Consider the following 13,730-nt stretch of genomic DNA (forward strand, 5'->3'; position numbering starts at 1 on the left):
AAATGGCCCGATAAAGGGCCATTTTCAAATAAACGCAAGAAAAGCATTACTTTTGTTTACGGTTAATCGGTTCTGCGTATTGAATCGTCATATCCCATGGCTGCTCAATCCACGTATCTTGAGCAATATCCACAACATAATCATCTAACAAGCTTACGCCAGAAGGCTTCGCACACACCGCAATCAATTTCGCTTTAGGATACATTTCACGTAGCTTACGTGCGGTATCACCACTATCGACCAAATCTTCAACAATTAAGAAACCTTCGCCGTCACCTTCAGGTGCTTTGATCACTGTCATGTCACGCTGATGATCATGATCGTAACTTGAAATGCAAATCGTATCGACATGGCGAATACCTAATTCACGCGCCAATATGGCACCAGGAACCAGACCACCACGGCTCACCGCCCAAATACCTTTCCATTGCTCTGCAGGCATCTGTTTTTCTGCCAATTGACGACAGTAAGTCTGCATGTTGTCCCAAGTGATAACGAATTTATTGCTCATTGTTGTAAACCTAATTATTTAAATAATCTGTGTCGTTCATTACATTGCAGAGGCGATATACTTAAAGATGAAGATGGCTGACATCACCCACACACTCATCGATACACTGCGCCCTTTGCCACTAAATAGTTTGATAGCCGCATAAGCAATGAAACCAAGAGAAATACCTTCTGCGATAGAGAATGTCAGCGGCATTAATAAACAGGTAACGACGACAGGAGCCGCTTCTGTTAAATCGCGCCAATCAATACTGACCAAACCAGAAAGCATCAAAATTGCCACATAAAATAATGCACCAGACGTAGCGTACGCAGGGATCATTCCAGCTAATGGCGAGAAGAATAATGCAAGTAAGAACAAAATGCCAACAACGACTGCAGTCAGCCCTGTGCGCCCGCCAGCAGCAACACCCGCCACACTTTCAATGTAAGAGGTTGTGTTTGATGTACCTAGCAGGGCACCGACTGACGTAGCGGTAGAATCGGCAAGCAATGCTTTATTTAGACGTGGAATTTTACCATCTTTACCAATCAAATCTGCTTTTTGCGCCACGCCAACTAAGGTGCCAGCCGTGTCAAATAGATCGACAAACAGAAACGCAAACACCACTGAGATCATACCCACTTCAAAAATGGCGGAGAAATCAAGCTGCAAAAAAGTTGGCGCAATACTTGGTGGTGCCGACATAATGCCATGCCACTGAACGTCACCAAACACTAAACCAAGGCCAGTAACCGCAAGAATCGCGATCATTACGGCACCCTTTAAACCACGATGAACCAAAGCAATCGTCAGGAAGAAACCTATCGCACCGAGTACAGCAGGAAGAGAAGTAATTGCGCCGACAGAAACCAAAGTTGCAGGGTTATCAACCACAATGCCTGCATTCTTCAGGGCAATAAAGGCAAGAAAAAGTCCAATACCGGCCGAGATCCCCGTTCGTAATGACATCGGAATCGAACCGATGATCCACTCACGGATTTTAAAGATACTAAGAAAAATGAACAGCACACCAGAAACGAATACCGCCGCCAGCGCAACTTGCCATGTATATCCCATGCCGAGCACAACGGCGTAAGTAAAAAATGCGTTTAACCCCATACCCGGAGCCTGCGCAATTGGGTAGTTGGCGACAAAGCCCATGATGAAACAGCCAATAGCCGCCGCAAGACACGTAGCAACAAATACTGCACCACGGTCCATGCCGGCATCCGCTAAGATCGCAGGGTTAACAAAGATAATGTATGCCATCGTGAGAAATGTCGTTATTCCTGCGATAACCTCAGTGCGCACGTTTGTGCCATATTCACTAAGTTTAAATAGCCTTTCGAGCATGATCGAGTCCTATAAGGGTAAAAAGTAAACGGTTGCGTAATCGATTGGCTGTGGATTATAGAGAGATCAGATCACAAATTCCAGATAGAATTAAGGCTGTAATATGCTTTTATTAATGGCTTATGAACCTAGTCGCGCTTCATTTCTTCAAAAAGAAAAAGCGGATTTCCATATCGTATTGCCATTGAGCCGTAAAGGAAGTGCTGAACATTGAGATAAAAAAACGCCACCTCATCTGAGGTGGCGGCGAATCATTTTAGCCAAACTGACTACAAAAAAATTCCAATATCTAGGGGGTGAACATACAGTTCAAATAACATGCTTAAAGTCTTAATAACCAAAGCTTGTTGGGTAAGCAAAGTTGCCAGTGTAAACAGACTTGTTTGTCCAGAACATTGCAGATGGTAAACCTTTCATAACTATCACCTTATAAAATCAATTGAACATAAATTTGATTTCTCGGTTCCATGGAGGCGATAAACGGACTCATCCTTTGAGCATTTTTTCTTCGCTTTCGAAGTTGGTTACAAATATACCACCAAGAAATTAAATTACAATATTTAGAGTGATAAAAATCACATAATTTTATTTTAATGATCTACATCAACAGATTTAGGTAATTAAATTACACAAATATCAGCAAAAAATGATTATTAGGCGGTAAGGGGAAGAATCTCATCGCCGATTGTGTCATCTCTTCTATACGCTACAGTCGATTTAATGTGACACCAATAAAACAATTCTCAAGCGGTGAGGCTACTCGCTGATTGTCGAGAGTGGTATGCTGTCCACCACTACAAGTCATGCTCAGATCTAGTCGATATTGCTACCAAAGAAACATTTCGCCTGTTCATGATCTGGCAAGCTCGAATAAAAGGAGTATTCCGTGTCTGAGTTCTATTCTGAAATCAGTAAATTGTCATCGGCACCCGTATGGCAATTTTTCGATAAAATCTGTTCCATTCCTCACCCGTCTAAGCATGAAGAAGCCTTAGCCCAACACATCATCCAGTGGGCGACAGAGCAGGGTTTAGCGGTACGCCGAGATCCAACCGGCAACGTTTTCATAAAAAAACCAGCGACAGCTGGCATGGAACATAAGAAAGGTGTGGTTCTACAAGCTCATATTGATATGGTGCCGCAAAAAAACGAAGACACGCAGCACGACTTTGCTAAGGACCCTATCCAACCGTATATCGATGGCGAATGGGTAACGGCCAAAGGAACCACTTTAGGTGCCGATAACGGCATGGGTATGGCTGCATGTTTGGCTGTTCTTGCGTCAAAAGAGCTCAAGCACGGTCCTATTGAGGTGTTACTGACGATTGATGAAGAAGCGGGTATGACTGGTGCTTTCGGCCTTGAAGCGGGTTGGTTAGAAGGAGAGATCCTGCTCAATACTGATTCAGAACAAGAGGGCGAAGTATATATGGGCTGTGCTGGTGGTATTGATGGCGCAATGACTTTTAATATCCAACGACAAGCCATGCCTGCTGGTTACGTAACACATCAATTGATTTTGAAAGGGTTAAAAGGAGGTCACTCTGGATGTGACGTCCATACTGGCCGTGGGAATGCTAACAAGCTACTGGCTCGCTTTCTTGCTAGTCACGCACAAGAACTTGATTTACGTTTGATCGAGTTTCGCGGTGGTAGCCTACGTAACGCCATTCCTCGAGAAGCGTTTGTCACCGTGGCCATTCCTGCCGAAAATGGGGTAAAACTGGATGAGCTATTTAGCACCTATACCCAGCTAGTGAAAGAAGAGCTTGGACGCGTCGAAACAGGAATTGTCACTTTCAACAACCCGCAAGAAAATGCAGAAAATGTCTTCGCTCTTGTTGATCAACAACGTTTTATTGCCGCATTAAACGCGTGTCCAAACGGTGTGATCCGGATGAGCGATGAAATTGAAGGCGTGGTTGAAACCTCATTGAATGTCGGTGTGATTACCACGCAAGAAAACTCTGTGACTGTGTTATGCCTTATTCGTTCTCTGATTGATTCAGGTCGCCAACAGGTTGAAAGCATGCTCAAATCCGTTGCTGAGCTAGCGAATGCGGAAATTGCCTTTACTGGTGCTTATCCGGGCTGGAAACCAGATGCCGATTCAGAGATCATGGCTATTTTCAGAGACATGTACCAAGGTATTTACGGTCATAAACCGAATATCATGGTGATCCATGCTGGTCTAGAATGTGGTCTTTTCAAAAAACCTTACCCAGAAATGGATATGGTTTCGTTTGGCCCAACCATTAAATTCCCTCACTCACCGGATGAGAAAGTGAAGATCGACACAGTCGACCTTTTCTGGGAGCAAATGGTTGCCCTACTAGAGCATATTCCAGCGAAAGTTTAACCCACTCTGATGTCGAATTCTTCAACCAGCGTGTAATAGCAAGTTGATGAATATCTTGCTTTGGCAGCGGAATTCGGCATCAATCCTTACCTCTTTTTCTATCAATTAATTTTATCGATAAGGCAAATTAATTTCATTAGCGCACATTTTTTGTGACTGCTAGAGTTCGCCCCCTTGAAGTTCCTAGAGTTATTCACCACACTCTCTTCAAGCGATAACACCATTTAAAAGTTGTATCGGGGATGCGGCTACTCCTTAGCGGCGTCTTACATTCTCCAAAAATATTGAAACTGCGATGAAAGAAAAAATGATTGTCGGATGGCGAGAAACTCTCAGCCTTCCAGGGTTAGGTATTGAGCAAATTAATGCCAAAGTCGATACCGGAGCCCGCACGTCGTGCTTACACGCATTTAAGGTAGAGAGCTTCACCAAGGAAGAGACTCTTTGGGTTCGCTTTTGGATCCACCCTGTGCAGCGCAATAATGACAAGGTCACAGTGTGCGAAGCTAAAGTCATTGATGAACGAATCGTCCGTGATTCCGGTGGCCATGAAGAGTCACGTTACGTTATTCAATCAGACGTCAGTTTGGGCGGCCAAACTTGGCCCATTGAAATAACGTTAACCAATCGCGAAAATATGGGTTTTCGTATGCTATTAGGTCGCACCGCAATGCACCGTCGAATTTTAGTTAATCCAACTAAATCGTTTTTAATCGCTTTCGAGGAGAGCAAATAATGAAAATTGGTATTCTGTCACGTAATGCTTCGTTGTATTCAACCAAGCGTCTGATTGAAGCGTGTAAAAGCCGTGGCCACCAAGTCAAAGTGATTGATGGGCTGCGTTGCTATATGAATATCAATTCTGAAAAACCCGAAATTCACTTTAAAGGTGAAGAGTTAGCGGGTTTTGATGCAGTCATTCCTCGTATTGGTGCATCCGTTACGTTTTACGGTACTGCAGTATTACGCCAATTTGAAATGATGGGGGTTTATCCCGTCAATGAATCTGTGGCTATTAGCCGTTCCAGAGATAAACTTCGCTCAATGCAGCTATTGTCTCGTCGCGGCATTGGTATGCCAATTACTGGTTTCGCCAGCAAACCCGATGATGTCAAAGACTTACTCGACATGGTCGGAGGAGCACCGGTAGTAATTAAATTACTTGAAGGAACTCAAGGCATCGGTGTAGTGTTAGCGGAAACACGCAAAGCAGCAGAAAGTGTGATCGAAGCGTTCATGGGCCTGAAAGCCAATATCATGGTGCAAGAGTACATCAAAGAGGCCGGTGGCGCCGATATTCGCTGTTTCGTTATTGGCGACAAAGTTATCGCAGCCATGAAACGGCAAGGTGCCGATGGTGAGTTTCGCTCTAACCTACACCGCGGCGGAACGGCCTCTTTGGTAAAAATCACCCCTCTAGAACGTAAGACGGCTATCGATGCGGCGAAGATTATGGGTCTCAATGTTGCGGGTGTGGATCTTTTGCGATCGGAACGTGGCCCATTAGTGATGGAAGTCAATTCATCGCCAGGTCTTGAAGGTATTGAAGCCGCTACTGGTAAAGATATCGCCGGGTTGATTGTCGAATTTATTGAAAAAAATGCGGCAACGAAAGGGACAAAAACACGTGGCAAAGGTTAGGAAAAACACAGCATTTCATTTCCTGGGGGATTCCGTTCCCCCAGGAACGCGCAAGGCAATGGAGCTAGAAGCGGCTAAGCTTTATACACACTCGCCGCTCTCTATTCCTATCGAAATCATTAATGGAATATCCACTGGCCCAACCTTAATGATCAATGCCGCCATCCATGGTGATGAACTGAACGGCGTTGAAATAGTCCGTCAACTGATCAACTCCATCGACCCGCAAAAACTAAAAGGGACACTGATTGTTGTCCCCATCGTCAATGCCTTTGGCTTTATTCATAAATCTCGCTACCTTCCTGATCGACGCGATCTCAATCGCTGCTTCCCTGGAAGTGAAACTGGCTCCCTCGCCTCTCGCATTGCACATACTTTCTTTTCCCAAGTCGCTTTACGTTGTGATTACATCATCGACCTGCATACTGGTGCTATTCATCGCACGAATTTGCCACAAATCCGCGCCGATCTCACTAATCCTGAAACCTTGCGTATTGCCCAAGCATTTGCAACCCCAGTGATCATCGACTCTCCACTGCGTAATGGCTCGCTCAGAAGTGAAGCAGAGAAATCAGGCATCACAGTATTAACTTATGAAGCAGGTGAAGCGCTAAAATTTGAACCTATTGCCATCAATGCGGGTATTGTCGGTGTGAAACGCACCATGCAAGCCATTGGTATGATGCGCAAAAGTCGCAAGGCCGTACCGACATCGATCATCGCAAAATCAACCAGTTGGCTCAGAGCCGAGAGCGATGGCATCTTGCGCACTGTGGTGACGCTTGGTGACAAGGTCGAAAAAGGACAAGTGCTTGCCTATATCAACTCACCGCTTGGTCATGTTGAAGTCGAATTAAGAGCCAATAAGGGTGGTATTGTGATTGGCCAACAAACTCTGCCTCTTGTTAATGAAGGGGATGCCGTATTCCATCTCGCCTACTTCTCGCAAAGCGATGAGATGGTTGAGCAAGTCGTGGGCGATTTTATTGAAGAGGTCGCAGACAGCGATTTAGAACCTCTGACCACGGGACACTTGATGCCACCGTCGATGGTCTAAATAGTCGATAACTCTAAACAATAGAGACACATAAGTTCAATAATAAAGCCCTTATTCAAAGGGCTTTATTATGTTTAAGCATGAGTGGGATGAAGAAAGTAACTCATTAACCGAACGAAGCCCAAATCACCGTAGCCACTAATACAGGGCAGACAAATTTCACATACCAAGGCCAGATTTTACCAAACCAACCCAATTGGAACTCAGGGAAACCTTGCTCTAACTCTTTGACCTTCGAGTGACGACGCCATACCCAACCGCCAAATAGGCAGAACATCAGCGCTGCTGTCGGCTGCAAATATTGCGTCGCAACCGTTGCCACTAAGCCAAATAGCGCACCAAAATTATAAACAATAACGACACTGACTAGCGCAATTAACGCGCCTAATACCCAGCTTGTTGGTGCGCGTTTCGTATTAAAACGCTCGCTGACTAAGGCTACAGGGCATTCCAGCATAGAGATAGAAGAGGTTAACGCGGCGATCGTCAGTAAAGTGAAAAATACGATAGCAAACACCTGCCCCATCCAACCAAGGCTATCAAACATCAATGGCAACACGGTAAAAACGAGCGTATCTGAATTTAGTAAAGAACCGTCAGCGGCATAGATTTCCACCCCTTTATGCATCGCAACAAACATCGCAGGCAACACAACAAGGCCAGCAATGAAAGCCACGGCGGTATCAACTAAAGTCACATTTAGTGCCATCTTCGGCAGGTTTTCTTGCTTACTCAGATAAGATCCGTAAATCAACATCGAGCAGCCACCAATGGTTAATGAGAAGAAACCTTGCCCCATTGCCGCCAGTAAGAGATGTCTGTCAAACACCTTTGAAAAATCAGGGACTAAATAGTGTTGTAAACCTTCCATCGCTCCAGTTTGCATCATGATGTAAACAAACAGCACACCAAACAGTACAAACAATGCAGGCATTAAACGCGTTGACCATTTTTCAATCCCGTCTTTAACACCACCTTGCACGATTAGAATCGTCAAAATATAAAACACTAAGGTTCCGAATAAGTTACGCTCAACACTAAACCCTTTCAACCAAGCTGTGATTTCCACAAAACCCAATAACTCTGTCATCGCACCGAGTAAAAAGCAGATTAGCCAGCCACCGACGATGCTGTAAAACGCCAGTACCGCACTCGGAACACTCAAACCAATCCAACCGACAAAGCCACCGACCATTTTACCTAGTGGATGAGGCGTTAATGAGCGCATGCTATCAACAGGGTTTGCTTGCCCAAAACGGCCTATCGCCATTTCAACCACTAACATAGGGAAGGCAACGACCATGATCATCACCAAATAAACCAATAAGAATGCGCCGCCGCCGTTGCTTGCCGCTTGGGTTGGAAAGCCCCAGATATTACCTAGGCCAACTGCCGCACCCGCCGCCGCAAGAATAAAACCAAGACGTGAACCAAAATGTTCACGAGAATCAGACTGTGTCATACCACTCACACAAATATCAATAGACTAGTTAGCTAGTACAGTAATACAGGCAATCAAATAGAGCAATTACACTGCGTATTAATTAAACAAGCATTGCAAAAATAAACAGAATTTACTGCGTAAAGATTATTGAACAGGCAATATTAACGGGAGATTAGAGGTGAATTTTTGCACGAGATAACGACCTCTTCCTTGTGCTTTGACTGCATAAAGTGCTCTATCAGCCACATGAAAGAAATCTAGATAGTGATTCAACTGTGGGGTATCAATTTCAACCCCTCCAACGCTGATTGAAAGCGTCTTCTTAGCCGGGGAAAATTGGTGGGTAATGCGCAGTGATTCAACCGATTCGATCAGTCGTTTAGCATAAGCTTGACCATCAATTTCGATGTCGCTCGCCAAAACTACACAAAACTCTTCTCCACCAAAGCGAGCAACCAGTTTTTCACCGCCAAAATCCAATTTTTTTAAGCTGGTCGCAACAGATTTCAATGCTTCATCACCCTCTAAGTGGCCGTAGTGATCATTGAACAATTTAAAATAGTCAATATCGATTAAAAACAATACGATATATCTAAATTGATAATCAACAATATAGCTTTTAAAGACCTTTTCTAAACGACGGCGGTTCGCAATACGTGTGAGTGGATCGTGCTCTGATTGCCATTTTAGTTCACGCCGACTGGTTTCCAGCTCCCATACTATTTGGTTCATCGTACGCGAAAACTCTTTCATTTCCTTCGATATGAAGGATCGCTCACTAGGCATCTTTCCACCCGATGCTTTAAATTGATCCAGTACTTGATTGGCATCATTGATTGGCTTGACTACTTTATTCGCTACAACTAAGTTCAAGAAAAACATTAGGATAGAGAATGAAGCAAGCCCAGACAGCTCCTGCCATTGAATAAACGGTGGGACTTTAACGGTATGACTTACTTTAATCAACACAGTAAGACGATTGCGATAATCAAGCATTTCAAGGTAAGAGATATTATCTTCATGTAGCGCTGCAACGGTTTGATCATTAAGACTTTTGATCAGCATCACTTCCACATTTACCCCAGTTGCAATCACAAGCTCATTGATAAACTGTCCACTGATCCTTTTTAAAAAAAGTAAATAACCTTTGTCGCATTCCTTTGCGTCACTATTACAAACCCGAGAGGTTGCAACGATAAAAGGTTTGTCGTCTATCACGATAAAACTGAGATTCGGTTTGATGAAATCTTTTGGTGCTTTCATCGCGTCCGCTAAAATATCACCAAAATTATATCGAATCGCATCATAACTGGCTTCATGGCCAGTCTCATAGTCGTAGCGCTGGCCCCAAACTAATTGCACATCTGGATTAAAAATAAAAATACCGTCTAATGACTTGGATTCAAAGGTGTGAGTACCAATACTGTCGCGAATAAAATCATCATTAGGCTTAGCAATAAAATCGGCCATTTCATTCCATGCGGCATAATCAGCCAATGATGCCCCCATGTCCGTTTTTTGCATATTAAGAACAGTTCGAACTCGGTTAACCTCACCTCGTTGCAAGGAAAGAGCATCTTCAACGGCGCGATCATAAGACCACATAAACTTAAATAGCAGATAGCACAAAATAAACAGCACAACGAAGGCTATTGAAACTAATGCTGTTAACCGTCTCAAACTAAAATTATTAAACAACATCCATACCAGTAAATTAACCTAACATCATAGACACAAATAAAGAGCACCGAATGTGCTCTTTAAGTTTAGATGGTAAAGACTTGATAATCTTTTAATACTGGTATTTTTTGGTGCAGTTGTTGTTCCTGCTCAACCATATCATTAAGAGACTCACAAAAATCACGACTCTCTTTTTGAATTGTGGCGGCGTTTTCTTGAATTCGCTCGGCTAACTTAACTTTTAAGTCCGCCATTGTATCGGTCAATTTTGTGATGTTTAAGCCACCCTCTTCTCTCATTTTCAGTGAAAGGGCATCGAAGGCGCCGGATATAAACTCTTTGTTAAATAAAGCTTTCGCTTTTTCAAAATCATCGGCCCAAGTTTGCGTCATTGATTCAAAAGTCTGCGCAGGGAGAACCAGCTCACCATCTTTGTAATAACGAGATTCAATATTGGCAAAAAAAGTGGCTATGGATTGCTTGGCGCTATCGAAGGCGTTGGGAGATTCAATACTTTTCGCAACATCATCCAAAATATCATTCGCCAACGCTAAGCCATCACTCGCCATCTGTTTTACTTTAGGCAATGAAGCATTCATGCTTTCTCTATACTGCTCAAGAGCCGTTTTCTGCTCACTATCGAGCTCCATCTTTTCACCACGGATATAGAGATTATTCTGTTTATCCATCAAAACAGTGTCGGTGCTCGTTTTGAGAATTTCAACCTTATCACCATCAAGGTGAACTTCATGGTTAACATCAACTCGGCACTGCGCTGCCCACAAAGGGGAGCTCAACAACATTAAAGTGACTAACACTACTTTTTTCATTGTTTTCTCTCATCGATCGTTTTATGACTAACCATATCAGGTGTGGATATTTGATGAGTTAGTATTTCTCGCTAGCAATATAAATGATTTCAACCTAAAAACCGTCAATTTAATGACATAAATGTTAGTTTGTTTCACTAATTTAAAAAAAACTGAGCTGCTTATTGAGCATTTCTGGCTTTAACATCACCTGTAAACCAAGTAAGCGAATTTCTCGCCCATTTTGCCGCAACAAAATATTCTCCAAAAGGGTTCGAAAATCATTGAGCTCTAACTGTGGATGAAGATGCTCAATCGTCGTAAGTTGAAAATCGGCAAACTTGACTTTGATCCCTTGTTTGACAATCGAACCATCAATACTCGCTCTGTCTAACCTCGCTTTTATCTCTGGATAGAGATGATGTTCAATCACCTGCCAGCACTCTTCATAACTTGAGATATTTTGACTAAATGTTCTTTCGACACCTAATGATTTGCGCTCCCTCTCTGTCACGACTTCGCGATTATCAATTCCATGACTTTTCTTCCATAGTGAAGCGCCTAATCTGCCAAAGTTACGAAGTAGCTCTCGATAGTCCGTTAGCTTGATATCTTCACACTTATAAAAACCCGCTTGGTGCAACTTTTCCAGACTAACCTTACCGACACCGGGTATTTTCTCTAGCGGCAATGAATCGACCACCTGCTGTACTTTATCGGGTGGTATTACAAATTGGCCGTTAGGCTTATTCATATCAGAGGCCACTTTAGCCAAAAATTTTACAGGTGCTACACCTGCAGAGGCGGTCAGTTGAAGTTCGTTGTGAATATCATGGCGAATGGCTTGAGCTATCAATGTTGCGCTTCCTTGACATAGCGGTGAATCACTCACATCAAGAAATGCTTCATCTAATGATAACGGCTCAATAATGGAAGTATAACGTTCGAATATCTGTCGGATTTGAATGGAGATAGCTTTGTATACCGACATTCGCCCCGGAACCACCAGCAGATTGGGGCATAATTTTAAGGCTTGAGCAGTCGGCATTGCGGAACGAACGCCAAATTTCCTCGCCTCATAATTGCAAGTACTTAACACACCACGCTGCTTTTCATGACCACCAACGGCTAGAGGGCGATGCCTATATTCGGGGTTATCACGCATTTCTACCGCAGCGTAGAAACAATCCATATCAATATGGATAATTTTTTTGATTTTATTTTCCAATTCAAAGCCATCAAAAGACTGTATACATAAACAGTATATTCTTGGTTTCTATGGATTGAAATGAATTGCTTTTAAAAATTAAAGAGCCTGCACAAAACAGGCTCTTTAATCGTAGCTCAGGCGATACGATCTTTTTCCCAATGCGCTAACTTTTCAGCTCTTTCTGCGGCCTTAGCTTCGCGTTTTTTACGTGCATCACAAGGCTCTGGGCAATTACACACTTTTTCAATGCCAACAGCACCTAATCCACCACAGCTGCCTTTGACTACTTTCTTTTGAAAGACATAGCCAACCGCCATCGCGGCAATGACACACAGAAATACACTGAATGTAATGAAAAAAGTATTCATAACTTAACTCACTTTTTATTTAGAAATGGCTTAAATGCGCTGGAGGCAATCTCTTCAAAACCTTGTTCTGTTTTCACAATCATGAACACAGGAATATTGTATTGCTCTGCAACCTCAATACCTTTCGTCTCTCCTAGTACCATTAATCCAGTCGCTAGGCCATCTGCCGTCATTGAAGATGCGTCCAAAACGGTAACCGATACCACTTTATTATGGATGGGTTTTCCAGTGATTGGATTGATAATGTGAGAATAACGCACACCATCTTGCTCAAAATAATTGCGGTAATCACCTGAAGTGGCAATTGCCAGATCTCCAGGTACAATGATCTCTTGAGCGGTACGTTCATCAACTGTCGGTTTTTCTATGGCGATTCGCCAAGCTACGCCTTCTCGATTTACGCCTTTTAAGCGCATCTCACCACCGACTTCAACCATGTAATTGGCAATGCCTTGTGATTGAATGTAGTCAGCGACCACGTCGACTCCCCATCCTTTCGCAATAGTTGAAAGGTCCACATAGAGATTAGGAAGATCTTTACTTAACGTAGTGTCGGTTGCGCTAAGATGCTCAATACCTATATTGTTTTTACGCTCAGCCAATTCAGCATCGCTTGGCACCACATCAGGACGAGCTTCAGGGCCAAAACCCCATAGGTTAACCAAAGGACCAACAGTGACATCCAATGCACCTAAAGTAAGACCGTTAAGACGCAGCGCTTCTTTCACCACGGTTGCGGTTTGAGAAGAGACTGTAAAAGGTTCCGTTCCTTGATATTGATTAAAACGGCTGAGCTCGGAATCTTTACGATAGGTCGACATTTGATCGTTCACTTCTTCCAATAACCGATCAACTTCCTTTTGGAGAGCCTCAGAGCTAGGGATACCTTCAGCTTTCAGGTACTTAATATTGTAAGTCGTGCCCATAGTAGGGCCACTGAGATGAACTTGCTCAACCGATTTTTCACAACCCGCTAAGATGAATAGAGAAGCTAACGCAACAAGCCATTTTTTCACTTGTTTACTCCTAAAAATGAAAGTGAATATAGAAAATAAGTGGTTATAGAAAAGAAATTCCTACACCTATTTTCTATGTTAACTGAGTTGGAATTCAAAGCCACAAGGCAAAACTAAAACTTGGAAAAAACAATGGCTGACTCATCAGAGCCAGCCATGGATTTTACTTACTTCAGTGAATTAACCACCGAAGTCATCAAGAAGGATGTTCTCATCTTCTACACCAAGGTTTTTCAGCATGCCAATCACAGCCGCATTCATCATCGGTGGACCACACATGTAGTATTCACAATCTTCAGG

General features: G+C 43.2%; 12 protein-coding genes and 1 pseudogene. 4 read left to right on the plus strand and 9 right to left on the minus strand.

Annotated features, from left to right (window positions below; genetic code table 11):
- Positions 1–46: 46 nt before the first annotated feature.
- Positions 47–511, minus strand: a complete 465-nt coding sequence (tet(34), locus tag AACQ42_RS17490; protein ID WP_010320141.1) for an oxytetracycline resistance phosphoribosyltransferase domain-containing protein Tet(34) — start codon at positions 509–511, stop codon at positions 47–49.
- 39 nt (positions 512–550) lie between these two features.
- Positions 551–1,846, minus strand: coding sequence for an NCS2 family permease (locus AACQ42_RS17495; protein WP_019282317.1), 1,296 nt, complete (start codon positions 1,844–1,846; stop codon positions 551–553).
- A gap of 886 nt (positions 1,847–2,732) precedes the next feature.
- Between AACQ42_RS17495 and AACQ42_RS17500 the strand changes: the two genes are divergently transcribed.
- The 4 genes from AACQ42_RS17500 (at position 2,733) to AACQ42_RS17515 (ending at position 6,903) form a co-directional block, all read left to right on the plus strand.
- Positions 2,733–4,205 carry an aminoacyl-histidine dipeptidase gene (locus tag AACQ42_RS17500; protein ID WP_017046587.1) on the plus strand — a complete coding sequence of 491 codons (1,473 nt, stop codon included), beginning with the start codon at positions 2,733–2,735 and terminating at the stop codon, positions 4,203–4,205.
- A 295-nt stretch (positions 4,206–4,500) separates the two neighbouring features.
- Positions 4,501–4,941, plus strand: a complete 441-nt coding sequence (locus AACQ42_RS17505; protein ID WP_017049719.1) for an ATP-dependent zinc protease family protein — start codon at positions 4,501–4,503, stop codon at positions 4,939–4,941.
- A complete protein-coding gene (rimK, locus tag AACQ42_RS17510; protein WP_010320145.1) occupies positions 4,941–5,846 on the plus strand; it encodes a 30S ribosomal protein S6--L-glutamate ligase in 906 nt (301 codons plus the stop codon). Before AACQ42_RS17505 ends, rimK begins: the two co-directional genes overlap by 1 nt.
- Complete coding sequence (locus AACQ42_RS17515; protein WP_088729107.1) at positions 5,806–6,903, plus strand: succinylglutamate desuccinylase/aspartoacylase family protein; 1,098 nt, start codon at positions 5,806–5,808, stop codon at positions 6,901–6,903. Before rimK ends, AACQ42_RS17515 begins: the two co-directional genes overlap by 41 nt.
- Before the next feature lie 106 nt (positions 6,904–7,009).
- Here AACQ42_RS17515 and AACQ42_RS17520 read toward each other — a convergent pair whose 3' ends face one another.
- From AACQ42_RS17520 to AACQ42_RS17550, 7 genes and pseudogenes are all read right to left on the minus strand, one after another.
- Entirely contained in the window at positions 7,010–8,365 is a 1,356-nt protein-coding gene (locus tag AACQ42_RS17520) for a sodium-dependent transporter (protein WP_064625823.1), read from the minus strand.
- Positions 8,366–8,491: 126 nt separating this feature from the next.
- On the minus strand, positions 8,492–10,048 hold the full coding sequence (locus tag AACQ42_RS17525) for a diguanylate cyclase (protein WP_176429727.1): 1,557 nt from the start codon (positions 10,046–10,048) through the stop codon (positions 8,492–8,494).
- A 65-nt stretch (positions 10,049–10,113) separates the two neighbouring features.
- Complete coding sequence (locus AACQ42_RS17530) at positions 10,114–10,857, minus strand: YggN family protein (RefSeq protein ID WP_013856181.1); 744 nt, start codon at positions 10,855–10,857, stop codon at positions 10,114–10,116.
- A gap of 142 nt (positions 10,858–10,999) precedes the next feature.
- On the minus strand, positions 11,000–12,064 hold the full coding sequence (gene dinB, locus AACQ42_RS17535; protein ID WP_094166236.1) for a DNA polymerase IV: 1,065 nt from the start codon (positions 12,062–12,064) through the stop codon (positions 11,000–11,002).
- A gap of 116 nt (positions 12,065–12,180) precedes the next feature.
- Complete coding sequence (gene nqrM, locus AACQ42_RS17540) at positions 12,181–12,414, minus strand: (Na+)-NQR maturation NqrM (protein ID WP_094166237.1); 234 nt, start codon at positions 12,412–12,414, stop codon at positions 12,181–12,183.
- Between the two features lie 8 nt (positions 12,415–12,422).
- Positions 12,423–13,430: an FAD:protein FMN transferase gene (locus AACQ42_RS17545; RefSeq protein WP_094166238.1), complete on the minus strand. Its 1,008-nt coding sequence runs from the start codon at positions 13,428–13,430 to the stop codon at positions 12,423–12,425.
- 180 nt (positions 13,431–13,610) lie between these two features.
- Positions 13,611–13,730: pseudogene (locus tag AACQ42_RS17550) on the minus strand (NADH:ubiquinone reductase (Na(+)-transporting) subunit F); the annotation flags it as partial.

It is taken from the genome of Vibrio sp. V12_P9A6T4 (genome assembly GCF_963874835.1).
In the GTDB taxonomy this organism is placed as follows: domain Bacteria; phylum Pseudomonadota; class Gammaproteobacteria; order Enterobacterales; family Vibrionaceae; genus Vibrio; species Vibrio anguillarum.